This is a genomic window from Streptomyces sp. NPDC014006 (genome assembly GCF_043088925.1).
Lineage (GTDB): Bacteria > Actinomycetota > Actinomycetes > Streptomycetales > Streptomycetaceae > Streptomyces.
The window spans coordinates 248,164-273,272 of sequence record NZ_JBICAJ010000006.1; the positions used below are offsets into that span (position 1 = coordinate 248,164).

The 25,109-nt window shown below is 70.5% G+C and carries 24 protein-coding genes and 1 riboswitch; of the genes, 11 read left to right on the forward strand and 13 right to left on the reverse strand.

The annotated features are described in order from the left end of the window. Positions 1-108 precede the first annotated feature (108 nt). On the forward strand, positions 109-1,077 hold the full coding sequence (locus ACF1GV_RS22045) for a diacylglycerol/lipid kinase family protein (RefSeq protein WP_391683449.1): 969 nt from the start codon (positions 109-111) through the stop codon (positions 1,075-1,077). 322 nt (positions 1,078-1,399) lie between these two features. After that, positions 1,400-1,657 carry a WhiB family transcriptional regulator gene (locus tag ACF1GV_RS22050; protein ID WP_003992873.1) on the forward strand — a complete coding sequence of 86 codons (258 nt, stop codon included), beginning with the start codon at positions 1,400-1,402 and terminating at the stop codon, positions 1,655-1,657. Between the two features lie 255 nt (positions 1,658-1,912). On the opposite strand, the gene ACF1GV_RS22055 is transcribed toward ACF1GV_RS22050, so the two are convergent. Both ACF1GV_RS22055 and ACF1GV_RS22060 read right to left on the reverse strand, forming a co-directional pair. Then, positions 1,913-3,379: a sensor histidine kinase gene (locus tag ACF1GV_RS22055; protein WP_391684032.1), complete on the reverse strand. Its 1,467-nt coding sequence runs from the start codon at positions 3,377-3,379 to the stop codon at positions 1,913-1,915. Positions 3,380-3,780: 401 nt separating this feature from the next. Then, positions 3,781-4,431, reverse strand: a complete 651-nt coding sequence (locus tag ACF1GV_RS22060) for a TetR/AcrR family transcriptional regulator (protein ID WP_391683452.1) — start codon at positions 4,429-4,431, stop codon at positions 3,781-3,783. A gap of 108 nt (positions 4,432-4,539) precedes the next feature. Here ACF1GV_RS22060 and ACF1GV_RS22065 point away from each other — a divergent pair, with 108 nt between their 5' ends. The 8 genes from ACF1GV_RS22065 to ACF1GV_RS22100 all read left to right on the forward strand — a co-directional run bounded on the left by ACF1GV_RS22065 (position 4,540) and on the right by ACF1GV_RS22100 (position 13,629). Then, entirely contained in the window at positions 4,540-5,292 is a 753-nt protein-coding gene (locus ACF1GV_RS22065) for an SDR family oxidoreductase (protein WP_391683455.1), read from the forward strand. Between the two features lie 296 nt (positions 5,293-5,588). Continuing rightward, the gene (nagB, locus tag ACF1GV_RS22070; RefSeq protein ID WP_391683458.1) at positions 5,589-6,374 is read left to right on the forward strand and encodes a glucosamine-6-phosphate deaminase; all 786 of its coding nucleotides are present in this window, start codon (positions 5,589-5,591) and stop codon (positions 6,372-6,374) included. Positions 6,375-6,558: 184 nt separating this feature from the next. Next, positions 6,559-7,317 carry a GntR family transcriptional regulator gene (locus ACF1GV_RS22075; protein ID WP_391683460.1) on the forward strand — a complete coding sequence of 253 codons (759 nt, stop codon included), beginning with the start codon at positions 6,559-6,561 and terminating at the stop codon, positions 7,315-7,317. A gap of 151 nt (positions 7,318-7,468) precedes the next feature. Further along, positions 7,469-7,735: a DUF3311 domain-containing protein gene (locus ACF1GV_RS22080; protein ID WP_363262609.1), complete on the forward strand. Its 267-nt coding sequence runs from the start codon at positions 7,469-7,471 to the stop codon at positions 7,733-7,735. Then, entirely contained in the window at positions 7,732-9,372 is a 1,641-nt protein-coding gene (mctP, locus tag ACF1GV_RS22085) for a monocarboxylate uptake permease MctP (RefSeq protein ID WP_391683463.1), read from the forward strand. Before ACF1GV_RS22080 ends, mctP begins: the two co-directional genes overlap by 4 nt. 73 nt (positions 9,373-9,445) lie before the next feature. After that, entirely contained in the window at positions 9,446-9,952 is a 507-nt protein-coding gene (locus ACF1GV_RS22090; RefSeq protein ID WP_391683466.1) for a GNAT family N-acetyltransferase, read from the forward strand. A 45-nt stretch (positions 9,953-9,997) separates the two neighbouring features. Then, positions 9,998-10,130: riboswitch (cobalamin riboswitch) on the forward strand. 122 nt (positions 10,131-10,252) lie between these two features. Continuing rightward, positions 10,253-12,616 carry a ribonucleoside-diphosphate reductase subunit alpha gene (locus ACF1GV_RS22095; protein WP_391683468.1) on the forward strand — a complete coding sequence of 788 codons (2,364 nt, stop codon included), beginning with the start codon at positions 10,253-10,255 and terminating at the stop codon, positions 12,614-12,616. After that, complete coding sequence (locus ACF1GV_RS22100) at positions 12,616-13,629, forward strand: ribonucleotide-diphosphate reductase subunit beta (RefSeq protein ID WP_391683471.1); 1,014 nt, start codon at positions 12,616-12,618, stop codon at positions 13,627-13,629. Before ACF1GV_RS22095 ends, ACF1GV_RS22100 begins: the two co-directional genes overlap by 1 nt. Positions 13,630-13,636: 7 nt before the next feature. Here the strand turns inward: ACF1GV_RS22100 and ACF1GV_RS22105 are convergent, their stop codons facing one another. Then, the gene (locus ACF1GV_RS22105) at positions 13,637-14,425 is read right to left on the reverse strand and encodes a hypothetical protein (protein ID WP_391683473.1); all 789 of its coding nucleotides are present in this window, start codon (positions 14,423-14,425) and stop codon (positions 13,637-13,639) included. Positions 14,426-14,475: 50 nt separating this feature from the next. Continuing rightward, a complete protein-coding gene (locus tag ACF1GV_RS22110; RefSeq protein ID WP_391683476.1) occupies positions 14,476-14,688 on the reverse strand; it encodes a hypothetical protein in 213 nt (70 codons plus the stop codon). A gap of 93 nt (positions 14,689-14,781) precedes the next feature. Here ACF1GV_RS22110 and ACF1GV_RS22115 point away from each other — a divergent pair, with 93 nt between their 5' ends. Next, complete coding sequence (locus ACF1GV_RS22115) at positions 14,782-15,747, forward strand: helix-turn-helix domain-containing protein (protein ID WP_363262616.1); 966 nt, start codon at positions 14,782-14,784, stop codon at positions 15,745-15,747. 4 nt (positions 15,748-15,751) lie between these two features. On the opposite strand, the gene ACF1GV_RS22120 is transcribed toward ACF1GV_RS22115, so the two are convergent. The 9 genes from ACF1GV_RS22120 to ACF1GV_RS22160 form a co-directional block, all read right to left on the reverse strand. Then, positions 15,752-17,122 (reverse strand): cytochrome P450, encoded by a 1,371-nt coding sequence (locus tag ACF1GV_RS22120; protein ID WP_391683480.1) that lies wholly within the window; start codon positions 17,120-17,122, stop codon positions 15,752-15,754. After that, entirely contained in the window at positions 17,119-18,216 is a 1,098-nt protein-coding gene (cyc1, locus tag ACF1GV_RS22125; protein ID WP_391683483.1) for an epi-isozizaene synthase, read from the reverse strand. Before cyc1 ends, ACF1GV_RS22120 begins: the two co-directional genes overlap by 4 nt. 278 nt (positions 18,217-18,494) lie before the next feature. Then, positions 18,495-19,145 (reverse strand): peptide deformylase, encoded by a 651-nt coding sequence (def, locus tag ACF1GV_RS22130; protein ID WP_363262619.1) that lies wholly within the window; start codon positions 19,143-19,145, stop codon positions 18,495-18,497. Between the two features lie 151 nt (positions 19,146-19,296). Next, a complete protein-coding gene (locus tag ACF1GV_RS22135; protein WP_363262749.1) occupies positions 19,297-20,277 on the reverse strand; it encodes a hypothetical protein in 981 nt (326 codons plus the stop codon). 100 nt (positions 20,278-20,377) lie between these two features. Beyond that, positions 20,378-21,637 carry an HD-GYP domain-containing protein gene (locus ACF1GV_RS22140; protein ID WP_391683488.1) on the reverse strand — a complete coding sequence of 420 codons (1,260 nt, stop codon included), beginning with the start codon at positions 21,635-21,637 and terminating at the stop codon, positions 20,378-20,380. 109 nt (positions 21,638-21,746) lie between these two features. Then, positions 21,747-23,057, reverse strand: a complete 1,311-nt coding sequence (locus ACF1GV_RS22145; RefSeq protein ID WP_391683491.1) for an HD-GYP domain-containing protein — start codon at positions 23,055-23,057, stop codon at positions 21,747-21,749. A 114-nt stretch (positions 23,058-23,171) separates the two neighbouring features. Then, positions 23,172-23,474, reverse strand: a complete 303-nt coding sequence (gene rsrA, locus ACF1GV_RS22150) for a mycothiol system anti-sigma-R factor (protein WP_363262621.1) — start codon at positions 23,472-23,474, stop codon at positions 23,172-23,174. Further along, positions 23,471-24,166 carry a sigma-70 family RNA polymerase sigma factor gene (locus ACF1GV_RS22155; RefSeq protein WP_363262751.1) on the reverse strand — a complete coding sequence of 232 codons (696 nt, stop codon included), beginning with the start codon at positions 24,164-24,166 and terminating at the stop codon, positions 23,471-23,473. Before ACF1GV_RS22155 ends, rsrA begins: the two co-directional genes overlap by 4 nt. Before the next feature lie 312 nt (positions 24,167-24,478). Further along, positions 24,479-25,108, reverse strand: a complete 630-nt coding sequence (locus ACF1GV_RS22160; RefSeq protein ID WP_391683494.1) for an alpha/beta family hydrolase — start codon at positions 25,106-25,108, stop codon at positions 24,479-24,481. Between the last annotated feature and the right edge of the window lies 1 nt (position 25,109).

The window sequence follows — 25,109 nt, forward strand, 5'->3', positions numbered from 1 at the left end:
CGGCGCATCGAGGACTGCCCCGCGTGCGGTGCGTCGAGGCGCGCCCCCTCTTACCTGTTCCCTACCTCGCCCTCGTCCGAGTACCGCTCAGTAGGTACGCTGCACGTCATGCGTGCACTTCTCGTGGTCAACCCGGCGGCAACCACTACCAGTGCGCGCACACGTGACGTGCTCATCCACGCACTCGCCAGTGAGATGAAGCTGGAGGCGGTCACCACCCAGTACCGCGGGCACGCGCGCGACCTGGGCCGGCAGGCCGCTGTCGGGGACGACATCGACCTGGTCGTGGCGCTCGGCGGCGACGGCACGGTCAACGAGGTGGTCAACGGTCTGCTGCACGCCGGCCCCGATCCGGCGCGGCTGCCCGGCCTCGCGGTGGTGCCCGGCGGTTCCACGAACGTCTTCGCCCGCGCGCTGGGCCTGCCCAACGACGCCGTCGAGGCGACCGGCGCCCTGCTGGACGCGCTGCGCGAGGGCAGCGAGCGCACGGTCGGCCTCGGTCTGGCCTCGGGAACGCCGGGCACGGAGGACGAGGCGGTGCCGCAGCGCTGGTTCACCTTCAACGCGGGGCTCGGCTTCGACGCGGGTGTGGTCGGCCGGGTGGAGCAGCACCGCGAGCGCGGCAAGAAGTCGACGCACGCGCTGTACGTGCGTCAGGTGGTGCGGCAGCTCCTGGGCGAGCCGAATCGCCGGCACGGTGCGATCACGCTGGAGCGGGAGGGTGAGGAGCCGCTCACGGATCTCGTCCTTTCCATAGTCTCGAACACCTCGCCGTGGACGTTTCTCGGCAACCGCCCGATCTACGCCTCCCCGCAGGCCTCGTTCGACACGGGGCTCGATGTGTTCGGTCTCAGCCGTCTGTCCACGGCCGCGGTTGCCCGGTATGGCACCCAGTTGCTCACTTCGTCCCCGGAGCGCGGACCACGCGGCAAGCACGCCGTCGCACTGCACGATCTGGACCGCTTCACCTTGCATTCGAAGGTGCCGTTGCCCCTCCAGATGGACGGTGACCATCTGGGGCTGCGTACCAGCGTGACGTTCACAGGTGTACGCCGTGCACTGCGTGTGATTGTGTGAGCAGAAGGGGCTAAAGTCCTTTCACTCGAACGTTTAGGCCAGGATCCACCCCATGGAAGTACGGCTGTGACCTAGTCGACACCGAAGAATCAAAAAAAACTTTCCTGAAGGGGTTGTATCCGCCGCTGAGGTTTGCGAGTCTCTACGTGGCGATCGGGACGGCCCGCAAGACCGGCCTCCACTGATCACCAGAACCCCTCTCCAAAACACAGGACCACGCCGGGGAAGACTCGGCGGTCGGCCCTTCACTTGTTGAGGGATTCGTGAAAGCGTTCACATTCACAAGCAACTTGCACAGTCATACCAAGGAGAGGTAGCAGCCATGGACTGGCGTCACAACGCCGTTTGCCGCGAGGAAGACCCCGAGCTCTTCTTCCCCATCGGCAACACCGGTCCTGCGCTGCTGCAGATCGAGGAAGCCAAGGCCGTCTGCCGTCGCTGCCCGGTGATCGAGCAGTGTCTGCAGTGGGCGCTCGAGTCCGGTCAGGACTCCGGCGTCTGGGGTGGTCTCAGCGAGGACGAGCGCCGTGCCATGAAGCGCCGCGCCGCCCGCAACCGGGCCCGTCAGGCCTCCGCCTGACGACCCACCCCTGCTGACAGCCTGAGCTTGGCGGCGCGCACATCGCGTGCGCATCTCCCGCCCCCGAGCCGCAGCGCGCAGTGAACGAAGAAGTCGAGCACTAGCCTCGGACCAATGGCGGTCCGGGGCTTTTTGCTGTCCGCCTTGTGACGCGGCCCTCAACTGCCGGGTGGCGCGGGCCACTGCCCTGCATGATCAGGGCCACTTACTCTCTGTGACGTCGGTCGCTCGCGCCCGTACCGCTGCCGTCCGGTACTACTTCTGCGCCCGCACCGGGATGTCGAGGATCACCTGGGTGCCGCCCTCGGGCGCCGGGACCATGTCGAAGGTGCCGCCCAGCTCGCCCTCGACCAGGGTGCGGACGATCTGCAGCCCGAGGTTTCCGGCGGTGCGCGGATCGAAGCCCTCGGGCAGGCCGATGCCGTCGTCCTGGACCGTGACCAGCAGGCGCGCCTCCTTCGTCGTACCGCCGCGCACCGCCGAGACCTCGACCGTGCCGGTGTCGCCCTGGTGGAAGCCGTGTTCCAGGGCGTTCTGCAGGACCTCGGTGAGCACCATCGACAGGGGCGTGGCGACCTCGGCGTCCAGGATGCCGAAGCGGCCGGTGCGCCGGCCGGTGACCTTGCCCGGGGAGATCTCCGCGACCATGGCCAGCACGCGGTCGGCGATCTCGTCGAACTCCACCCGCTCGTCCAGGTTCTGGGACAGCGTCTCGTGCACGATGGCGATGGAGCCGACCCGGCGGACCGCCTCCTCCAGCGCCTCCCTGCCCCGATCGGAGTCGATGCGCCGGGCCTGCAGCCGCAGCAGGGCCGCGACCGTCTGGAGGTTGTTCTTCACCCGGTGGTGGATCTCCCGGATGGTGGCGTCCTTGGTGATCAACTCACGCTCGCGGCGCCGCAGTTCCGTCACGTCCCGCAGCAGCACCAGCGACCCGATGCGCGTGCCCTTCGGCTTGAGCGGGATCGCCCGGAACTGGATGACCCCGTCGCTGGCCTCGATCTCGAACTCGCGCGGGGCCCAGCCGCTGGCGACCTTGGCGAGCGCCTCGTCCACCGGCCCCCGGGTCGGGGCGAGTTCCGCGGTGGTCAGGCCCAGGTGCTGGCCGACGAGGTCGGAGGCGAGGCCCATGCGGTGGTAGGCGGAGAGCGCGTTCGGGGAGGCGTACTGGACGATGCCGTCCGCGTCGAGCCGGATCAGGCCGTCGCCGACGCGGGGCGAGGCGTCCATGTCGACCTGCTGGTTCGGGAACGGGAAGGAGCCGGCCGCGATCATCTGCGCGAGGTCGGAGGCGCTCTGCAGATAGGTCAGCTCCAGCCGGCTCGGGGTGCGCACGGTGAGCAGATTGGTGTTGCGGGCGATCACGCCGAGGACGCGGCCCTCCCGCCGTACGGGGATCGACTCGACCCGGACGGGGACCTCCTCGCGCCACTCCGGGTCGCCCTCGCGCACGATCCGGCCCTCGTCGAGCGCCGCGTCCAGCAGGGGCCGGCGGCCACGCGGGACGAGGTGGCCGACCATGTCGTCCTGGTAGGAGGTGGGGCCGGTGTTGGGCCGCATCTGGGCGACCGAGACGTACCGCGTGCCGTCGCGGGTGGGCACCCACAGGACCAGGTCGGCGAAGGAGAGATCGGAGAGCAGCTGCCACTCCGACACCAGCAGATGCAGCCACTCGAGGTCGGAGTCGTCGAGGGCGGTGTGCTGGCGGACCAGTTCGTTCATGGAGGGCACGGGTGCGAGCGTACCTGGCGGTTTGTACGGCCCTGAAATGTACGGCGCGGACCTGCGGCCGTGGGACGGGCGGGCCCGGGAACACCCGCGGGCCGCGGCGCCTGGGAGGGACCCTCAACCCTCCCGGCACCGCAGCCCGGAGCAATATCGGCCGTGGGGTGTGCGGTCCCGGTCGGCCGAAGGTGAGGAGCCGGGGCAGTCAGGGCAGAGAGCTCCGGTTCCTCGATCCGTCTTCCTGTGCGGGGAAGACGGAGGCTGTGATCGCTGCGCTCGGTCGTGCTCGCGCCGTCCTGACGCATTCTGGACTAGACCACTAGGCCTGTCCATGCGCCGGGGCGAATCGTTCGCGCAGCCTGTGTGAAGTTGATGCACCGCAGCCTAGCCCGCCCTGGTCAGCAACGGGGCCACACGGTCATGGCAAATTCCGCGAGCGCTTCCAGTTCCTCCCGGCTCGCCCCGTCCCGTGCCTGCTGCGACATGCCCTGGAACACGGCGGCGGCATGGCGCGCGAGGACGCCCGCCTCGGTGTCCGGCGGCAGCCGGCCGGCGGCGACATCGGCCCGGATGCGGTCCTCGATGGCGACCACATTGGCCTCGCGCTGCCGGCGCAGGGCCTCCTCGACCTCGGGGGTCGAGCAGTTGGTGGCCGCGTGGATGACGAGGCAGCCGTGCGGGTGGCCCGGGCCGGTGAACTCGGCCGCGGCCTCGCGCAGCAGCCGCGCCACGGCCGCCTCGGCGGTCGGCTCATCCTCCAGCGCGCGCCGCGCGAAGGAGCCGTGCGTGGCGCCGTAGACCTGCACGACCTCCTCGAAGAGCGCGCGCTTGTCGCCGAAGGCGGCGTACAGGCTGGGGGCACCGATGCCCATCACCCGGGTCAGGTCGGCGACCGAGGTCGCCTCGTAGCCCCGCTCCCAGAAGGCCATGACCGCCTTCTCCAGTGCGGTCGCGCGGTCGAAGGCGCGCGGGCGGCCGCGGGGACGGGGGGTGCGGGCCGCGGTACCGCTGCTGCCGGAGCTCGCCTTGTCTGTTCGCTGGTCACCCATGGGTGGGATTTTATAGCGGGCACTAGAGAAATGTCAGCGGACCGGTGTACCGTCTTTTTTGTATCGACCGCTAGACAAATGCGGCGACAGAGCGAAGGGGGCGCCGGCATGGGCGTACTGGCAGGCAGGACGGCTCTGGTGACGGGGGCCGGCAGGGGCATCGGACGCGGGGTCGCGGAGCGGCTGGCGCGCGACGGGGCACGGGTGGCGGTGCACTACGGCAGCAACGAGACGGCGGCCGAGGATGCGGTCGCCGCGATCGAGGCGGCGGGCGGCTCGGCCTTCGCCATCCGGGCGGAGCTGGGGGTGCCGGGGGACGCCGAGCGCTTGTGGGCCGAATTCGACCGGCATGCGGACGGGGTGGACATCCTGGTGAACAACGCCGGGATCGGGACCTCCCGCCCGTTCGAGGAGATCGACGAAGAGGAGTACGACCGTCTCTTCGCGGTGAACGTGAAGGCGCCGCACTTCATCACCCGGCTCGGGCTGCCCCGGCTCAGGGACGGCGGGCGGGTGATCAACATATCCTCGGGCCTCGCCCGGACCGCCGCGATGCCGCAGCTGATGGCCTACTCGATGACGAAGGGCGCCCTCGACGTCTTCACCCGGGACCTGTCCAAGGTGCTCGGCGCGCGCGGGATCACGGTCAATTCGGTCGCCCCTGGCATCGTCGACACCGACGTCAACGCCGCGTGGCTGCGGACGAGCGACGAGGCGTGGCAGGGCGCCGCCGCCTACTCGGCGCTCGGCCGGGTGGGCACGCCGGCGGACATCGCCGACGCGGTGGCCTTCCTGGCCTCGGACGACGGCCGCTGGGTGACGGGCCACTGGCTCGACGCGACGGGAGGCTCCCTGACCTGACGTGACCTGACCGGCACCCGAGCCTCGGAGCCCCGGGCCCCGAGGGCGCGTCTCGGAAGGGCGGCGAGGGTGCGCGCGGGGGTCGCGCGACGGGCGGGCGTGCCCCGTACAGCCGGGCGGTGGCGGACAGGGAATGGTGCGGAGACCCTGGGAGAGGGGTGCCCGCCTCTGTTAGATTGGTCTAAACCACATTGCCCGATTCCGGGCACCGGGCCCCCGGCGGGTCACCCAGTGCCTCCCCGATGCCGGCCACCCCGGTCCCTCCCCGAGTCCCCTCTTCGAAACGGCAGGCCAGCGTGGAAGTTGTCATCGTTCCGGACGCCGAGGCGGGCGGCGAGCTCATAGCCGAGGCCATGGCACAGCTGCTGCGGCGCAAGCCCGACGCCCTGCTGGGCGTCGCCACGGGCTCGACCCCGCTGCCCATCTACCGGGCGCTGGAGGCCAAGGTGCGCTCCGGTGCCGTGGACACCGGCCGGGCCCGGGTCGCCCAGCTCGACGAGTATGTGGGACTGCCCGCAGAGCACCCCGAGTCCTACCGCTCGGTGCTGCGCCGTGAGGTGCTGGAGCCGCTCGGGATCGGCATGGAGCGGTTCCTCGGCCCGGACGGCACCGCCGAGGACGTGCAGGCGGCGTGCGAGGCGTACGACAGGGCGCTGCCCGAGGCCGGCGGGGTGGACCTCCAGCTCCTCGGGATCGGCACCGACGGGCACATCGGGTTCAACGAGCCGTGCTCCTCGCTCGCCTCCCGTACGCGGATCAAGACGCTGACCGAGCAGACCCGGGTGGACAACGCCCGCTTCTTCGACGGTGACATCGACCAGGTACCTCACCACGTGATCACGCAGGGCATCGGCACCATCCTGGAGGCCCGCCACCTGGTCCTGCTGGCCACGGGCGAGGGCAAGGCGGACGCGGTGGCCGCGACCGTCGAGGGCCCGGTCGCGGCCATCTGCCCGGCCTCGGCGTTGCAGCTGCACCCGCACGCGACGGTGGTCGTGGACGAGGCGGCGGCGTCCAAGCTGAAGCTGGCGGACTACTTCCGGCACACCTACGCGAACAAGCCGGAGTGGCAGGGCATCTGAAAGGAGCGGGCGCACGAGCGTCCTCGCTGGACTAGACCAGCGAGGGTGTCAACGGTATACAGAGGAGATCACGGAGCGTGCGGAGGCGCCCACCGAGGTCACACCGCACGAAGCCGTGCCACGATGTGAGCCCGCGGCCGATGGCGAGTCGGCCGCTTCGGCACCGGAGCCGGGAAGGCAGAGCATGAGCACCGACGTCAGCAGTGCGGAGAACGACAGTGGCGCCACCGTCCGTACCGCGCGCGTGCCCAAGTACTACCGCCTGAAGAAGCACCTGCTCGACATGACCGAGACGATGCCGCCCGGCACCCCGGTCCCGCCGGAGCGGACGCTGGCGGCGGAGTTCGACACCTCGCGCACGACCGTCCGCCAGGCGCTGCAGGAGCTGGTGGTCGAGGGCCGGCTGGAGCGCATCCAGGGCAAGGGCACGTTCGTCGCCAAGCCGAAGGTCTCGCAGGCGCTGCAGCTGACGTCGTACACCGAGGACATGCGCGCCCAGGGCCTGGAGCCCACCTCCCAGCTGCTGGACATCGGCTACATCACCGCCGACGACCATCTCGCCGGCCTGCTCGACATCACCGCCGGCGGCCGGGTGCTGCGCATCGAGCGGCTGCGCATGGCCAACGGCGAACCGATGGCCATAGAGACCACCCACCTCTCGGCCAAGCGCTTCCCGGCCCTGCGCCGTTCCCTGGTGAAGTACACGTCCCTGTACACCGCGCTGGCCGAGGTCTACGACGTCCATCTCGCCGAGGCCGAGGAGACCATCGAGACCTCGCTGGCCACCCCTCGCGAGGCCGGTCTGCTCGGCACCGACGTCGGCCTGCCGATGCTGATGCTCTCGCGGCACTCCTTCGACCGGCAGGGCGAGCCGGTGGAGTGGGTGCGGTCGGTCTACCGCGGGGACCGCTACAAGTTCGTGGCGCGCCTGAAGCGGCCGTAAAAGGCTCCGTCACATTCCGCCGGAGTCGCGGTCGGATAACGGTCCAGACCGTCAACGCCCGTTATGCGGACGAGGGGTTCCGTTCCTGCTGCACCTGACCTAGATTTCCTGCGCATTGCACAGGTGATCAGTGAGGGGACGGAACCGCGCGATGACGAATGCGCCAGATGTGTCCAGACCGGCGACGGTGACGCCCGTGCGCGTCGTCATCGCCCTCTGCCTTGTCGCGCCCTTCGTGGCGATGCTGTGGGTCGGAAGTTACGCGAAGGTGGACCCGGCGTTCATCGGGATCCCCTTCTTCTACTGGTACCAGATGCTGTGGGTGATCATCTCCACGGCGCTGACGGTGATCGCCTACCAGCTGTGGCGGCGTGACCAGCGCGCCCGTGCTTCCCAGAAGGGCGGTGCGGACAAGTGAATGACGGCGTGAACGGCGTCGCACTCGGCGTCTTCATCTTCTTCTTCCTGCTCGTCACCGTGCTCGGTTTCCTGGCCGCGCGCTGGCGCAAGGCCGAGAACGAGCACAGTCTCGACGAATGGGGCCTGGGCGGGCGGTCGTTCGGCACCTGGATCACCTGGTTCCTGCTCGGCGGTGACCTGTACACGGCGTACACGTTCGTCGCCGTGCCCGCGGCGATCTACGCGGCGGGCGCGTCCGGCTTCTTCGCGGTGCCGTACACGATCCTCGTCTACCCGCTGATCTTCACGTTCCTGCCCCGGCTGTGGTCGGTGTCGCACAAGCACGGGTACGTGACGACCTCGGACTTCGTGCGCGGCCGCTTCGGCTCCAAGGGGCTGTCGCTGGCGGTGGCGCTGACCGGCATCCTCGCGACGATGCCGTACATCGCGCTCCAGCTCGTCGGCATCCAGGCCGTGCTGGACGTGCTGGGTGTCGGCGGCGGCGAGAACACCAACTGGTTCGTCAAGGACCTGCCGTTGCTGATCGCGTTCGGCGTGCTGGCGGCGTACACCTACTCGTCGGGTCTGCGCGCCCCCGCGCTGATCGCGTTCGTGAAGGACGCGCTGATCTACATCGTCATCGCCGTGGCGATCATCTACATCCCGATCAAACTCGGCGGGTTCGACGACATCTTCGCCAAGGCGGCCCACGCGTTCAGCCAGGTCAACCCGAAGACCGGCAAGCCGCGCGGCGCGCTGGTGTCGGGTGAGGCTCAGCAGTGGACGTACGCCACCCTGGCTCTGGGCTCCGCGCTCGCGCTGTTCATGTACCCGCACTCGATCACCGCGACGCTGTCGTCCAAGAGCCGTGAGGTGATCCGGCGCAACACCACGATCCTGCCGCTGTACTCCCTGATGCTGGGCCTGCTCGCGCTGCTCGGTTTCATGGCGATCGCGGCCGGCATCAAGGTGCAGAACGGCCAGCTGGCCATCCCGCAGCTGTTCGAGGACATGTTCCCGGACTGGTTCACGGGCATCGCGTTCGCGGCGATCGGCATCGGCGCGCTGGTCCCGGCGGCCATCATGTCCATCGCGGCGGCGAACCTGTTCACGCGCAACATCTACAAGGACTTCATCAAGCCGGACGCCACGCCGAAGCAGGAGGCACAGGTCTCCAAGATCGTCTCCCTGCTGGTGAAGGTGGGCGCGCTGGTCTTCGTCCTCACGATGGACAAGACGGTCGCCATCAACTTCCAGCTGCTGGGCGGCATCTGGATCCTGCAGACCTTCCCGGCCCTGGTCGGCGGCCTGTTCACGCGCTGGTTCCACCGCTGGGCTCTGCTGGCGGGCTGGGCGGTCGGCATGGTCTACGGCACCCTCGTCGCCTACGGGGTACCGTCGCCCACCAACCCGGGCCAGAAGCACTTCGGCGGCTCCGCGAAGGAGATCCCCGGCATCGGCGAGATCGGCTACATCGGCCTCACGGCGTTCGTGCTGAACGTGGTGGTGACCGTGGTCCTCACCTTCGTCCTGAAGGCCGTGAAGGCCCCCGAGGGCGTCGACGAGACCAGCCCGGAGGACTACACGGCGGACGCCGGCGACCCGGGCGTCCAGACCGAACTCCCCCCGGCCACGGCGGGCGCCGCAGGTCACTGAGAGCGGCATCGACGACGGGCCGCCGGAGAAATCCGGCGGCCCGCCGTCGTACCCGTGGGGCACACTCGCCGTCATGGACATCGTGATCCGGCCCGTCGCACCCCGCGAACACGCCGCCCTCGGTGAGATCACCGCCCAGGCCTATCTCCAGGACGGACTCCTGGACTTCGCCGCGAGCGACCCCTACCTCGGCGAGCTGCGCGACGTCGCCAAGCGCGCCGCCGCGGCCGAGGTCCTGGTCGCCACGGCGGACGACACCGTCCTCGGCGGCGTCACCTTCGTTCCGGCCGGCGGGCCCATGGCCGACGTCGCGCGTCCCGGCGAGGCCGAGATGCGCATGCTGGCCGTCGCCCACGCGGCCCGCGGCCGGGGTGTCGGCGAGGCGCTCGTACGGGCCTGCGTCGAGCGGGCCCGGGCCGTCGACGGCTGCGGGCGGCTCGTCCTGTCGACCCAGCGGACCATGCACACCGCCCACCGCCTCTACGAACGGCTGGGCTTCGTCCGTACGCCGGAGCGGGACTGGAATCCCCTGCCGGAACTCGACGACATCACCCTTCTCACCTACGAGCTGACGCTGTGAAGCCACCGGGACACAACATCTGGGGGTGACACGACAGCCCGGCACTAGATGTATGCTCATGCTCGCTGTCGCCGCAGGGGAATCCGGTGCGAATCCGGAACTGTCCCGCAACGGTGTACATGCGTGCTTCGCGCACGCTGGTTCAGTCCGAGGACCTGCCGACAGTGCACCCGGCCACCCGGCCGGTGTGCCCTGACGTCCGGGCCTCGTGGGATGGGCCGGTGGACGCGACGCCGCGTGCGCTCGTGTGCTGCCCCCTGCCCTCCGCAAGGCCCCGTGCCGAGCGAGGGAGAGCCCCACGTGACCATCGCGCCAGCCGATCCGGCCTCAGCCAGCCAGCGGGAGCACGACGGCCCCGGTGCCGCGCTGCTGCGCACCCTGACCGAGCTGACCGCCGACCTCCCCGACGCCGACCCCGGCCGGGTCGCCGCCGCCGCGCTGCGCGGCCGCTCGGCGCACGCCGACGAGGCGGAGCTGCGGGAGCTGGCCACGGAGGCCGCCGCCGGACTCATCTCCGAGGACCCCGCCTACTCCCGGCTCGCCGCCCGCCTGCTCACCCTCACCATCCGCGCGGAGGCGGCCTCCCAGGACGTCACGTCGTTCACCGGGTCGGTCGCCGTCGGCCACCGCGAGGGGCTCATCGCGGACCGGACCGCCGACTTCGTCCGGCTGCACGCCGAGCGGCTGGACGCGCTGATCGACACCCACGCCGACGACCGCTTCGGCTACTTCGGCCTGCGCACCCTGCACAGCCGCTATCTGCTGCGGCACCCGATCACCCGCAAGGTGATCGAGACGCCGCAGCACTTCCTGCTGCGGGTGGCCAGCGGGCTCGCCGAGGACGACACCCTCCGCTCCGCCGACGAGGTCGCGGCGCTCTACGGGCTCATGAGCCGCCTCGACTACCTGCCGTCCTCCCCCACCCTCTTCAACTCCGGCACCCGGCACCCCCAGATGTCGTCCTGCTACCTGCTCGACTCACCGCTGGACGAGCTGGACTCCATCTACGACCGCTACCACCAGGTCGCCCGGCTCTCCAAGCACGCCGGCGGCATCGGGCTGTCGTACTCCCGTATCCGCAGCCGCGGTTCGCTGATCCGCGGCACCAACGGGCACTCCAACGGCATCGTGCCGTTCCTGAAGACGCTGGACGCCTCGGTCGCCGCGGTGAACCAGGGCGGGCGGCGCAAGGGCGCGGCCGCGGTGTACCTGGAGACCTGGCACTCCGACATCGAGGAGTTCCTGGAGCTGCGGGACAACACCGGTGAGGACGCCCGCCGTACGCACAACCTGAACCTCGCGCACTGGGTCCCGGACGAGTTCATGCGCCGGGTGGGCGCCGACGCGCAGTGGTCGCTGTTCTCTCCGGCCGACGTGCCGGAGCTGGTGGATCTGTGGGGCGAGGAGTTCGACGCCGCGTACCGCAAGGCGGAGGACGCGGGGCTGGCGAAGAAGACGCTTCCGGCCCGTGAGCTGTACGGCCGCATGATGCGCACCCTCGCGCAGACCGGCAACGGCTGGATGACCTTCAAGGACGCCGCCAACCGCACCGCCAACCAGACCGCGCTGCCGGGCCACGTCGTCCACTCCTCCAACCTCTGCACGGAGATCCTGGAGGTCACCGACGACGGTGAGACGGCCGTGTGCAACCTCGGCTCGGTCAACCTCGGCGCGTTCGTGGCCGACGGGGACATCGACTGGGAGCGGCTGGACGCCACCGTCCGCACCGCCGTCACCTTCCTCGACCGCGTCGTCGACATCAACTTCTACCCGACCGAGCAGGCGGGCCGCTCCAACGCCAAGTGGCGCCCGGTGGGCCTGGGCGCGATGGGTTTGCAGGACGTCTTCTTCAAGCTGCGGCTGCCGTTCGACTCCCCCGAGGCCAAGGCGCTGTCCACCCGGATCGCGGAGCGGGTCATGCTCGCCGCGTACGAGGCCTCCGCCGACCTCGCCGAGCGCAACGGCCCGCTGCCGGCCTGGGAGAAGACCCGCACCGCACGGGGGGTGCTGCACCCCGACCACTACGACGTGGAGCTGACCTGGCCGGAGCGCTGGGCGGCGCTGCGGGAGCGGATCGCCGGGACCGGCATGCGCAACAGCCTGCTGCTGGCCATCGCGCCGACCGCCACCATCGCCTCCATCGCGGGCGTGTACGAGTGCATCGAGCCGCAAGTGTCGAACCTGTTCAAGCGCGAGACGCTGTCCGGCGAGTTCCTCCAGGTGAACTCCTACCTGGTCGCCGAGCTGAAGAAGCTCGGCGTGTGGGACGCCCGCACCCGTGAGGCGCTGCGCGAGTCGAGCGGCTCGGTGCAGGACTTCGCCTGGATCCCCGAGGACGTGCGGCGGCTGTACCGCACCGCGTGGGAGATCCCGCAGCGCGGTCTGATCGACATGGCGGCGGCGCGGACCCCGTTCCTCGACCAGGCGCAGTCCCTCAACCTGTTCCTGGAGACGCCGACGATCGGCAAGCTCTCCTCGATGTACGCCTACGCCTGGAAGTCCGGGCTGAAGACGACGTACTACCTGCGCTCGCGCCCGGCGACGCGCATCGCTCGCGCCGCCCGGGCGCAGGCCACCGTCCCCGTTCCCGTCCAGCAGGTGACCTCCGAAGAGGCCGTCGCCTGCTCCCTGGAAAACCCCGAGTCCTGCGAGGCCTGCCAGTAATGACCACCCGTAACACGAACCTCCTCGACCCGGGCTTCGAGCTGACCCTGCGCCCCATGCGCTACCCGGACTTCTACGAGCGCTACCGGGACGCCATCAAGAACACCTGGACCGTGGAGGAGGTCGACCTCCACTCGGACGTCGCCGACCTCGCGAAGCTGACGCCGGCGGAGCAGCACCTCATCGGCCGGCTGGTGGCGTTCTTCGCGACGGGCGACTCGATCGTCGCGAACAATCTGGTGCTGACGCTGTACAAGCACATCAACTCCCCCGAGGCGCGCCTGTACCTGTCGCGGCAGCTCTTCGAGGAGGCCGTGCACGTCCAGTTCTATCTGACGCTGCTGGACACCTATCTGCCCGACCCGGACGACCGGGCGGCCGCCTTCGACGCGGTGGAGAACATCCCGTCCATCCGGGAGAAGGCCGGGTTCTGCTTCAAGTGGATCAACGAGGTGGAGAAGCTGGAGCGCCTGGAGACGAGGGCCGACCGGCGCCGCTTCCTGCTGAACCTGATCTGCTTCGCCGCATGCATCGAGGGCCTGTTCTTCTACGGCGCCTTCGCGTACGTCTACTGGTTCCGCAGCAGGGGCCTGCTGCACGGTCTCGCCACCGGCACCAACTGGGTGTTCCGCGACGAGACCATGCACATGTCGTTCGCGTTCGACGTGGTCGACACCGTCCGCAAGGAGGAGCCTGACCTCTTCGACGAGGAGCTCGGGCAGCAGGTCACCGACATGCTCGAGGAGGCCGTGGAGGCCGAGCTGCAGTTCGCGCGCGACCTGTGCGGCGACGGCCTCCCCGGCATGAACACCGACTCGATGCGCCAGTACCTGGAGTGCGTCGCCGACCAGCGCCTCACCCGCCTCGGCTTCGCTCCCGTCTACGGTTCGGAGAACCCCTTCTCCTTCATGGAGTTGCAGGGCGTTCAGGAGCTGACCAACTTCTTCGAGCGCCGCCCCTCGGCGTATCAGGTGGCGGTGGAGGGCACCGTCGACCTGGACGAGGACTTCTGAGGCGCGGTTACTTCAGGGTCACGGTGTCCCCGGCCGACACGGCGAGCATGGTGGTCGACGTGCCGGGGTAGTACCAGCGCCAGTCGCCGGCCGCGGAGGCGGTGACGGTGGTGCTGAGCCGGCCGGTGCTGCCCGTTGTGACGGTCTTGACCGTGGTGTAGCGGGTGGTGCCGGCCTTGCGGAACTGGAGCTGGACCGGCTGCCCGGCGTAGCCTTGGTACCTCAGGCTCTCCCAGTTCGCCCGGCTGAGCGTTCCGGTGACGGTCAGCTGTCCGCCCTTGCGCACGGGCTCGGGCGCTGCGTCGGCGGTGAGTGTCGTGGCCCGCTTGACGGAGTACCGGGCGATGTTGTCGGAGATCCAGTAGTCGCCGTCGTTCGCTTTGACGGTGGCGTTGACCTGCCAGAGGCCGGCGACCCGGTTGGTGTCGATGTCGTCGCTCGCCGGCATCCAGGCGGGCGTGGCCTTCATGGTGGCCGTGCACACCGAGGTGATTGCCGACTTCTTCGCGCAGGTCGTGCCGGACCACTCGATGAAGCCGTAGGCGTTCGACACGTTCATCGTGCTGACGCGGCCGACGCCCTTCACCCCGGAGTCGTCCCGGATGGTGAGGACGACCGGGAACGTGATCTCCTTGACGGTCCCGATGCCCACGGGGTGACCGCCGTTGACGACGGCCCCCACCACCCGGATGTCTCCACGGCCCTCGGCGTGCGCGCCGGTCGCGGTGAGGAGCACGAGGGCCGCGGCGCCGCTCGCCGTGGCCCAGACCGCTCTTCGCGGGATGCCGTTGCTCATGTTTCCCTCCCCGGCGCTCGATCACCGTGATCGATTGCGTCAGCGGGAGGTTACATGCGGGGTCGGACAGTGCGGTGCGCCTGGATGCGCGGGCTGGTCCGGCGCGGGGTCTGGATGCGGGGAGCGGGGTGCGCGGCCTCCCGGATCTGCCGGTCCATGCGGCGGTCGCGCACGACGCCGAGCGCGGACGGCAGGACGAGGAGGACCAGGATCCCGAGGGTGAAGAGCATTCCGATCAGGCCTTCGATCTGGTTTCCGTTCATGGACACCACTCTCGCGCGGAACGCTCCTTACCGTGAGTGGCAGGACTGCCGCAGACCCTCGAATTACTGCCACCGGCGAGGCACACTGGCAGCATGCTGAAAAACGTGGCCGCCGTCCTGCTCGACGGTGTGCATCCCTTCGAACTCGGGGTCGTGTGCGAGGTCTTCGGGCTCGACCGCAGCGACGACGGACTGCCGGTGTACGACTTCGCGGTCGTCTCCGCCGAGGGCCCGGCGCTGGGCACGCACGTCGGCGGGCTGACCTTGTCCACGCCGTACGGCCTGGACCGGCTGGAGGAGGCGGATCTGATCGCCGTTCCGGCCGGCGACGACTTCACGCACCGCATCTATCCGCCGGCGCTGCTGGACGCCCTGGTACGGGCGGTGGAGCGCGGGTCGCGGGTGCTGAGCGTGTGCTCCGGCGTGTTCGTGCTGGGCGCCGCCGGGCTGCTGCACGGGCGGCGCTGCGCGGTGCACTGGCACCACGTCGAGGAGCTGCGCCGGCAGTACCCGCGGGCGGTCGTCGAACCGGACGTGCTCTACGTCGACGAGGACCCCGTGATCACCTCGGCGGGCACCGCCGCCGGCATCGACGCCTGTCTGCACCTGGTGCGCAAGGAGCAGGGGCCGGAGGTCGCCAACAAGATCGCCCGGCGCATGGTCGTGCCGCCGCACCGGGACGGCGGGCAGGCGCAGTACATCGAGCGCCCGCTGCCGAAGGACTCCTGTGACACCGTCGGCGAGGTGCTGGCGTGGATGGAGCAGCACCTCGACCAGGAGGTGACCGTCGAACAGCTCGCCGCGCGGGCCCACATGGCGCCGCGCACCTTCGCCCGGCGCTTCCAGCAGGAGACCGGCACGACGCCGTACCGGTGGATCCTGCGCCAGCGGGTGCTGCTGGCACAGCGGCTGCTGGAGGCGACGGACGAGACGATGGACGCGATCGCCTGGCGTACCGGGTTCGGTACGGCGGCGGCGCTGCGCCACCAGTTCACGCGGGCGCTGGGGACCACCCCGAACGCCTACCGCCGTACCTTCCGCGGCCCGCAGGCCGCCTGAGCGCTCAGCGCGGCACCGCCCGCACCAGCAGCCGGTGCGGGCGCAGGGTGATCCCGACCCGGACGGCGTCGTTCGAGCCGGGCACCTGCTCGAAGCGGTACCGCGCGGCGAGCGCGGCGGTGACGAGCGTCAGCTGCGCCATCGAGAAGTGGTCGCTGGGGCACTTGCGGTTGCCGGTGCTGAACGGGCTCATGGCGTGTTTCGGCACGTCCTTGGCCCGCTCCGGAAGCCAGCGGTCCGGGTCGAACTCCAGGTTGCGGGCGTACGACTTGGGGTCGCGCTGGATGGCGTACGGGCTGTAGATGATGTCGGCCCCGGCCGGAATGCGATAGCCACCGAGTTCCGTGTCGACGACCGCCCGCCGGGTCAATATCCATACAGCCGGCCGCAAACGCATGGCCTCGATGACGACATTGTTGGTGTGCCGCAGCTTGCGCACGTCCTCGAATGCGACAGGCCGTCCGCCGGTGACGGATTCGACTTCGTCGCGCACCTTGTCGGCGTGTTCGGAGTGCTCGGCAAGTGCCTGAAGCAACCACATGATGGTGGATGCCACAGTTTCGCTGCCGGGGGTGAGGATGGCGACCACCTGGTCGTGGATCTCCCGCTCCCCGATGGGCTCACCGTTTTCGTCCTTCGCGTCCAGCAATGCCGTCAGCAAATCGTCCGGCTTTTGACCAGATGCGCGTCGCTCGGCGATGATCTCGTCGACCAGGAGATGCAAATCGGCCAGCGCCCGATTGAATTCGCGGTTGCCCGGTGTCGGCAGCCGGTACAGCGGCCCGAGCGGGACCACCATCCGCCGGTACATGCCGCGGAAGACGACCGCGAGGGCGGTGCACAGCCGCTCGGCGCGCTCGTCCATGTAGTCGCCGCGCAACAGGCAGCGGGCGGCGATGCGCACCGCGACCCGGAAGGACTCACCGGTGCAGTCGATGGTCCCGGCGTCCCGCCAGCGCTCGACGAGCGCGTGCGCCTCCTCCTCCATGACCGGCCCGTAGGCGGGGATCGCGTCGAGCCGGAACGCGGGCTGGATGGTGCGCCGCTGCCGGCGGTGCTGGGGGCCGTTGGCGGTGGCCACACCCTCCTTGCCGAGCAGCCCTTCCAGGGACTCCCACAGGGGACCGGCGATGTGATAGTCGGGGCTGAGCGCGAGGGCGCCGGTCAGTTCCGGCGTGGTGACGGCGTAGAGCGTCTTGGGGCCCAGCCTGAGGCGGACGACGTCGCCGTGGTCGCCCAGGGCGGACATGAACTGCAGCGGGTCACGGGCCAGCTTCCAGCCGTGGCCGAGGACGGGGACACCGCCGCCCGCCAGGGGTGGCTCGCCCGGTTCGGGGGCCGTTGACACCGAGGGGTTCACCGACTCGACGGTCATTTCTCACCTGCCGCTTCGTTGTTGACGTACGGGGGCGTGGACCGGTCGTCCCAGCTGTCGACCATGTACCGGCCGGACTCGTGGTGGAACCAGTAGACGGAACTGAACCAGTTCCGCATGTTCCCGACGCAGGCCCGCACGACGGCGCTCAGTTCTTTTCCGCGCACCGTTCCGTCGTCGAGTCCGTCGGCGAACCGTAAAGCGTCCTGTTCCGCGTCGAGGAATTCCGTGATGCATTCCTCCACACGGCGCCGGACTTCGCGTACCGCCTCTTCCAGAGTCAGTCCCTCGTGGGCGATGAGACTGATTCCGAGATTGTGCACCTCGTCGCCCGCTATTTCCTTCGGCAGCGAGCACAGATCGTTGTACCAGGCGGCGAACTCCTGACTCAGCAGGGCCGGACGCGAAAATGCTTTGTTCTTTCGTATGGCGTCGGGGAGTTCACAGCCGGCGCTCGGTTCGAGCAGATCGACCCATATCCGGTGCGCGAAGGTGAGCCGGCGCAGGGCCAGGTACTCCGCGACCGTCGGAACGATGCCCTCGGTGCGGTTGTGGAACTCGCGGTCGTAGGCCTCGATCACCGCGTGGAAGTGCCGGGCGAAGCGGGCGTTCCAGCCGCCCGGGAGGAAGGAGTACAGCCGTCCCACGCTGTCCGCCAGCCCCGCGACCAGCGGATCGTCGTCGTCCAGATGGTCCTGGGGCGCGTCCAGGGCGGCGTGCAGCCGGCTCTTCAGGCGGTGCCAGGCGACGGGCCTGCGGTGCACGATGTCGCGGTCGTGACGGTCGTCCCAGACGAAGAACCAGGCGCTGTAGTCGGCGATGGCCTGGAGGACCTCGTCGGGGGCGCCCAGGTAGTACCCCGCCATGAGGTCGGTGTAGCACAGGCCGTCGGCATATTCCTCGACCTTGTCCGCCGGCATGAGCCGCATTTCCAGCAACCAGGTTCGGGTCTTCTCCTGGAGTTTCGGCCAATACGGGTGCATCCGCCGGGGAAACGCCGCCTCGATCACCGGAAGAGTAAGCGATGGCGGCACTGTCACCGCCTTCGGCGCCGCACCGGCGCCGCGTGTGGTGCTGTACGGGAGAGCGTGCACGAACTACCCCTCTCAGCCGCCGTTCGCGCACACCCCTCCTGTCGTACCGGGCGTGCGCCGTCGCGTATCCCCGCACTCTCCATTCAGCACCACAACTGACTCTCCTGGGAGCGGGTTTGCCTCATTCACTACCCCAACGTGCCGAGAATCTCCCCCATGTGACTGCTTATCGATCAAGAGATGCGCAATGAGGATCGAACGTGCGACGATCAGACGAACGGCGTCCGTGCGGGCAGTGAGGCCCGAACGGACGCCGTTGGTGGGGCTGGTGCGCCGCGTCAGTCGTTCGCGACGACCGGGTAGCGCGGCTCGTTCTCGGCCATCTGCCGCAGCACGTCCTTGCGTTCACGCTTGGAGAGCCGGTCGATGTACAGGTAGCCGTACAGGTGGTCGGTCTCGTGCTGCAAACAGCGCGCGAAGTAGCCGGTGCCGCGCACCTTGATCGGGTTGCCCCGCTCGTCCTGCCCGGTGACCTCGGCGTAGTCGGGGCGCGCGAGCGGCGCGTACGCCGTCGGCACGGACAGGCAGCCCTCGTTGCTGTCGTCCAGGCTGCGCCGGTCGGCGGGCAGCTCGACCAGCTTGGGGTTGCAGACCACGCCGACGTGCCGCACGCCGTTGTCGTCCTGGCAGTCGTAGACGAAGACCTTCAGGTCCACGCCGATCTGGTTGGCGGCCAGGCCCACGCCCTCGGCTGTGCGCTGCGAGGCGAACATGTCCGCGACCAGCTGCTGGAGCTCGTCACCGAAGTCGGTGACGTCCTTGCACTCCTTGTGCAGGACCGGGTTGCCGACGACCGTGATCGGCCGCGAGGTGCCGCGCTCACGCCAGGCCGTCTCGCGCTCCTCACAGTCCTCCGAGTCGACGACGAACCCCTCGTCGTCGACGGGGAGCACGCCCACGTGCTGCTGATCGGTGTCCTGCTGCGCCATGACCGACGTAAGCCTTCCTCAACAAAAACAGGGAGTGGTGCTTGATACAGGGTACGGGGAGGCGCACGGGTACGGGCGCGGGCGGTGTCCGATATGCGGCTCCGCCGCGCGGGCGCGACCAGCCACCACGGCGCCGCAGCCGGACGACGGCTTAACAGACCTCCTCGAGATCCCGCCAATCACGGGAGTCCGGACTGTCGGCAACCCATCCGTCCAAGAGCCCCCGCACCAGGGAAGCCGGCGCAGCCACGCCGCACTCCCGCTCCGGCACCCACAGCTGCCCGTCCGTGCGGTGGCCGAGCGGGCCGGGGTGACCCGGCTCGCTGTGGTCGTGGGGGTCGAGGTGGACACCGTCGCCCTCGTCCGACGGCATCCGCGACTCCGAGCACATCCGGCACAGCAGCCGCACCGACGACGACCAGTCCTCCGCGGCGAACCCGGCGTCCGCGGCGAGTTGCTCCAGCGCGTCGCGGTCGGCCTCGGTGGCCGCCTCGATCAGGACGACCCAGGTCGGCACCGGCGAGGGCGCCCACAGCTCGATCTCGTCGAACACCGGGAAGGCATGTCCGGTGGAGGTGGTCCGCTCGCCGTGCGGGACCCCGTCGTGCAGCACGACCTCGCCCCAGCGCCGCCCGGACGACGGCAGCGGAATGGACAGCACCTCGATCCGCGCCGGATCGAGCCGCCGGCCCCACACCACCTCGGCCTCGCCCTCCGGAGAGAGCCGTACGGCCGCGCTGCCCAGGTCCATGCCGAGGGGCTCGCCGGCCGCGGTCGCGCCGCCGGGCACGTGCAGCCCGTACGCCTGCCAGGCCCGGCGGGCCAGCGGCCAGTCCTGCAGCGCGGTGGCGGCGATGCCGACGTTCCACCAGTCGGGCGCGCCGGTCTCCTTCTCCAGCAGCGCCACGGCCCGCAGACCCGCGGCCCGGGCCTGCTCCCAGTCGTGCCGGAACTTGTGCAGCAGGGCGAGGTTGAACCAGGACTCGGCCAGCCAGGGCTCCAGATCCGCCGCGCGTGTCAGCAGCGCGCCCGCGTCCTCGTACCGGCCGTCACCGATCAGCGTGAACGCGCGGTCCGTGGCCTGCCGCCAGGAGGCGGAGGGCCGGTGCCGTCCCTTGCCGAAGATCCTCACGATTCCCGCCTGCCAGTTCCAGTTCCGGAAAGTGGGCTGGCTCACGCCCCCGGACACCCTCTCCCTCGCATCCAACCACGTACGCCGGGAGGGGCGCTCATTACCCATGGGTTACCCAGCTCGGGGCAGGGTCAGACCGGTGTCGGGACAACACCCGGGCCAGCGCTTCCACCACGTCCGGCGCGTAGTCCCCGGCCGTCCCGAGCCGCAGTTCCTCCAGGGCGGCCAGCGCCCCGCCCGGTCCGGCGCCCCGTGCCTTCTCCTCGTAGGCGTTGACCGCCCGCACGATCCGCGCGGCGAGCGGCTGCTCGCAGCAGGGGTCGGCCTGCCGCTCCACGACCGTGGCGACCTGCCGGCTCACCCCGGTCTGCCGTACGACGGCGCCGCCGAGCAGGGCGATCCGCCGCTGCTCCTCGGCCGGCAGGTGGGCGGTGGCCCCGTCCGGGACCGGGTCGAGCAGGCTCAGCTGCCCGATGTCGTGCATGAGCGCCGCGTACTCCAGCACCGTCAGCTCCGGCTCGCTCAGCCCGAGGTCCCGCCCGACCGCCTCGCTGAGTGCGGCGACGCGGCGGGCGTGCCCGGCGGGCGTGTACCCGGCGATCTCCGTGGCCCGGGCCAGCGAGGCGATGGTCTGCCGGTAGGTGGCGCGCACCTCCGCATACCGGCGGAAGGCCAGCTGGGTCAGCAGCAGCGGCAGACAGAACACCGGCAGCGCCCACAGGCCCGCGACGGCCACCGCCAGGGCCATCACCGCCCCGGTGGCGCACACCGCCGAGCCGACGCCGGGCAGCGCGCGCAACTGGTCGCGCAGCAGCGGCCCGAACGGCCAGCGGGTGCGCGCGTGGGCCAGGGCGGCGGCGAGCACCGCGTCGCACAGCGCTGTCAGCGCCAGCAGGGCGAGCAGCAGCAGGGCGTAGGCGGGGCCGATCCAGGCGTCGAAGACGCCCCGGTTGTACAGCGGCTGGAAACAGGCGGCGGCGAAGCCGGCGGTCAGGGTGCGCCGGGCCAGGTCGTCGAGCGTCGGCCCGTGCCCGCGCGCGATGTGCGGCACCGCGCCGAGCAGGGCGGCCGCGCAGACGACGGCGACGACCTGGGCGACCCCGTGCCCGGTCGGCCGCCCGGCGCACTGCCCGAGCAGGGCGTACGACAGCGCTCCGGCGGCACCGAGCGGCGCGGGCTCCCGAAGACGGTGGCCGCTCCAGCGGGTGAGTTCACCGACGGCGACGAGAGAGCCGAAGGCGAGCGCGATGGGCCGGTCGACGAGACCGGCGTGCAGCGTGCCGGCGAGACAGAGGACCGCCAGCAGCCCGGCACCGGCGTGCACACAGAGCAGCGTCACCGGGGCCGGCCGCCCGCTCACCGGCGCGTTCCCGCCCGGCGGCCCCGCCGGGCCACCGCCCCGCCCACGCCCGACACACCGGTGCACCGCCGGGCCACCGCCCCGCCCACGCCCGACAGACCGGGTCCCCTCACCGGTGCACCCCTCGGTTCGACCCGGAACGCGGGACGGGCAGCGTGCCCGCGGCGGCGGTCTCCTCGGCCGTGACCGTCGGGTGCCAGCCCTGGCGGGCCACCGCCCGGACCAGGGCCTCGACCATCTGCGGATCGAAGTGGGTGCCCGCGCACCGCCGCAGTTCCGTCAGCGCCGTCGGGACCGGCCGGGCCCTGCTGTAGGAGCGGGTGGACGTCATCGCGTCGAAGGCGTCGGCGACCGCCACCACACGGGCCGGCTCGGGGATCTGGCAGCCGCTGAGGCCGTAGGGGTACCCGCTGCCGTCGAGGCGTTCGTGGTGGTGCAGCACGGCCGAGCGGGCCTCGCCGAGGAAGGAGATGCCGCGCACGATGTCATGGCCGTACTCGGGGTGCAGTTCGATGATCCGGCGTTCCTCGGCGGTGAGCGGGCCGTCCTTGCGCAGCAGCCGGGTGGGGACGCCGAGTTTGCCGACGTCGTGCAGGATCCCGGCGAAGCGCAGCACCTCCACGCGTTCGTCGCTCATGCCCAGTTCACGGGCGATCATCATGGACGCCTGGCCGACGCGCTCGCTGTGGCCGCGGGTGTAGCCGTCCTTGATGTCCACGGCCTGCACCAGCGCGCGGATCGTGGCCTGATGGGCGGCGCGCTGGCGGTGGTACTGCGCGAAGACCCACCACGACACGCCCATCGGCAGCAGGACGAGGAGGGCGGCGACCGGACCGTAGGGGCTGCGCCAGAGGACGGCCATCATCAGCCCGGCGAGCCCGTGCACGGCGAGCGGGCCGAGGGAGCGCAGGAACAGGCCGCGCCAGGCGCGGCGCAGCGGCCTGCGTTCGGCGAGGGCGCGGATGCCCCCGTCGAGCAGGACGAGGACCAGGCAGAAGGCGAGCACGGCCGCGCCGGCGGGCAGCAGGACGTACGGGAAGTGGCAGTCGGCGACGGCGTCGAGGCCGCCGAGCGCGCCGTGCACCCGGGCCGCCGCCCAGGCCCCGACGGCGAGCTGGGCGGCGCGCCAGAGCCGGCGCAGCAGCACGGGGCGCCGCTCGACCGGTGCCAGCAGGGCGCCGGGCAGCGGCACGAGCGCCGCCGCGGGCGCCGGCAGCAGGAGGGCCCCGGCGAGCAGGACCGGGTAGAACGTTCCGGCGAAGCGACGGCGGGCGACGCGCTCTCCGACGGCGTACACGGCCGCGAGCGGCACGACCGCGGGCCAGGGCACTGTCAGGGACGCCGGGGGAAGCAGGCAGAGCAGCGCGCAGACCACGACACCGGCCACGTACACGCGCGCCCGTGCCGGAACCGTCTCCATGAACGCCCCTCCCCCCGACCGTGCCACCTCAGGTCTTCGGAGCCTAGGGCGGTGTCAGGGGGCTCCGCGGGCGTATGACGCGCGGATTAGCACATTCGGGTGACGGCGAGGCGGTCAGGACTCCTGCGGCGTGGCCGTGACGTCGTGCTCGGGCACGGCCTGTCCGGAGCGGATCAGATCCAGTCGGCCCAGGACCTTGGCGCGCAGGTCGATCGGTACGTCGTCGTGCCCGCAGCACCGCTTGACCAGCTTCTTCACGGCCTCTTCCAGGCCGTACTTCTCCAGGCACGGCGAGCACTCCTTGAAGTGCTGCTTGAACTTGTCGCGATCGACGTCCGGCATCTCACTGTCGAGGAACTCGTACAGGTGGTCCAGGACCTCACTGCAGTCCGTCTCGTGCGGCTCTCCGCAGCTCATGAGCCCGAGCCTTTCGCTTCGTTCGACTCTCCGGCGCCGGCCGGGACCAGTCCGCGCTCGCGGGCGTAGTCCTCGAGCATGCCGCGCAGTTGACGGCGCCCCCGGTGCAGCCGGGACATCACCGTACCGATGGGTGTCCCCATGATGTCCGCGATCTCCTTGTACGCAAAGCCCTCGACGTCCGCGAGGTAGACGGCGATGCGGAACTCCTCGGGGATCGCCTGCAACGCTTCCTTGACGTCCGAGTCGGGCAGGTGGTCGAGCGCCTGCGACTCCGCGGAGCGCAGACCCGTCGACATGTGCGACTCGGCACGCGCGAGCTGCCAGTCCTCGATCTCCTCCGCCGCGGAGCGCTGGGGCTCCCGCTGCTTCTTGCGGTAGGAGTTGATGAAGGTGTTGGTGAGGATCCGGTACAGCCACGCCTTGAGGTTGGTGCCCTCGCGGAACTGGTGGAAGGACGCGTACGCCTTGGCATACGTCTCCTGCACCAGGTCCTCGGCGTCGGCCGGGTTGCGCGTCATGCGCAGCGCCGCCGAGTACATCTGGTCGAGGAATTCGAGGGCGTCACGCTCGAAGCGCGCGGTGCGCTCCGCGGTCGTCTCCGTGCTCACGTCCGCGCCGGCGCCCTGGCCCTCGGGCAGCCCCGTCTGGCCGTTGTCGGTCCCTGCGTCGGTACCGGGAACCGGACCCACCTCCTCAAACGTTGTCGGGCGGCCGAAACCGGTCCCACCCGAATCGGAGGATAGACGACGACCCGTGCCTGCCGCCGCTCGAATAGGAGCGGTCTTGGCCGCGTGCAGCACCGTCCAGTCCAAGTCGGCACGGCTGCTGCGGCTCGAATCGAGCTCTGCCGGGCGCAGCCCGTCCACCGGCTGGTGGTGGGTGGCGAGCGGGCATGCGGTCGAACCCATGCGGCGGACTTCCTCTCCCACGACGTCGGCGCTGGTTCCCCAGCACTTCTGTCCGCCACAACAGCGCCCCTGCGTTCCGCATTCCCGAGCGTTTCAGGCCAGTGACGCGCACCACCGCACGACACCGTCGGTGATGATCTCCAGCACCTGCTCCTGGGTGATCTCCGCCCGCTTGGGCACCGCGAAGCCGTGATCGCCGTGGGGCACCTCGATGAGGTCGTACGACCCGTTCGGGAACTCCTCCGGCCTGCCGAACGGGTCGTTGCCGCCCTGCACCACCAGGGTGGGCACCCCGGCGCCGAGCAGTTCCGCGGCGCGGGACTTCTCCGGCTTGCCCGGCGGGTGCAGCGGGAAGCTCAGCGCGAGCACGGCGTGCGCGCCCAGCTCGGTGGCGGTACGGCAGGCCACGCGCGCCCCCGCGCTGCGGCCGCCGGAGATCACCGGCAGGCCAGGCGCGGTGAGCGCCGGCCACAGGCCGCGCCAGCCGGTGTCCAGCGTCTTCGGCGCGGGCGCGACCTTCTTCCCGGCCACCCGCCAGGGCTGCTCGACGAGCGCGACGCTCACCCCGTGCCCGGGCAGCACCCGGGCCAGCGCCCGCAGGTCGCGCGCTTCGATGCCGCCGCCGGCGCCGTGGCCGACGGCCAGGACCAGCCGTGCCTTGCGCGCCGTGTGCCAGGTGATACGGGCGTCCCCCGCGTCGGTGCTGATGATCTCGGTCGTCACG

Coding starts and splice junctions, on each gene's coding strand:
- ACF1GV_RS22045 (WP_391683449.1), top strand. CDS start 109: ATGCGTGCACTTCTCGTGGTCAACCCGGCGGCAACCACTACCAGTGCG.
- ACF1GV_RS22050 (WP_003992873.1), top strand. CDS start 1,400: ATGGACTGGCGTCACAACGCCGTTTGCCGCGAGGAAGACCCCGAGCTC.
- ACF1GV_RS22055 (WP_391684032.1), bottom strand. CDS start 3,379: ATGAACGAACTGGTCCGCCAGCACACCGCCCTCGACGACTCCGACCTC.
- ACF1GV_RS22060 (WP_391683452.1), bottom strand. CDS start 4,431: ATGGGTGACCAGCGAACAGACAAGGCGAGCTCCGGCAGCAGCGGTACC.
- ACF1GV_RS22065 (WP_391683455.1), top strand. CDS start 4,540: ATGGGCGTACTGGCAGGCAGGACGGCTCTGGTGACGGGGGCCGGCAGG.
- ACF1GV_RS22075 (WP_391683460.1), top strand. CDS start 6,559: ATGAGCACCGACGTCAGCAGTGCGGAGAACGACAGTGGCGCCACCGTC.
- ACF1GV_RS22080 (WP_363262609.1), top strand. CDS start 7,469: ATGACGAATGCGCCAGATGTGTCCAGACCGGCGACGGTGACGCCCGTG.
- ACF1GV_RS22090 (WP_391683466.1), top strand. CDS start 9,446: ATGGACATCGTGATCCGGCCCGTCGCACCCCGCGAACACGCCGCCCTC.
- ACF1GV_RS22100 (WP_391683471.1), top strand. CDS start 12,616: ATGACCACCCGTAACACGAACCTCCTCGACCCGGGCTTCGAGCTGACC.
- ACF1GV_RS22105 (WP_391683473.1), bottom strand. CDS start 14,425: ATGAGCAACGGCATCCCGCGAAGAGCGGTCTGGGCCACGGCGAGCGGC.
- ACF1GV_RS22110 (WP_391683476.1), bottom strand. CDS start 14,688: ATGAACGGAAACCAGATCGAAGGCCTGATCGGAATGCTCTTCACCCTC.
- ACF1GV_RS22115 (WP_363262616.1), top strand. CDS start 14,782: ATGCTGAAAAACGTGGCCGCCGTCCTGCTCGACGGTGTGCATCCCTTC.
- ACF1GV_RS22120 (WP_391683480.1), bottom strand. CDS start 17,122: ATGACCGTCGAGTCGGTGAACCCCTCGGTGTCAACGGCCCCCGAACCG.
- def (WP_363262619.1), bottom strand. CDS start 19,145: ATGGCGCAGCAGGACACCGATCAGCAGCACGTGGGCGTGCTCCCCGTC.
- ACF1GV_RS22145 (WP_391683491.1), bottom strand. CDS start 23,057: ATGGAGACGGTTCCGGCACGGGCGCGCGTGTACGTGGCCGGTGTCGTG.
- rsrA (WP_363262621.1), bottom strand. CDS start 23,474: ATGAGCTGCGGAGAGCCGCACGAGACGGACTGCAGTGAGGTCCTGGAC.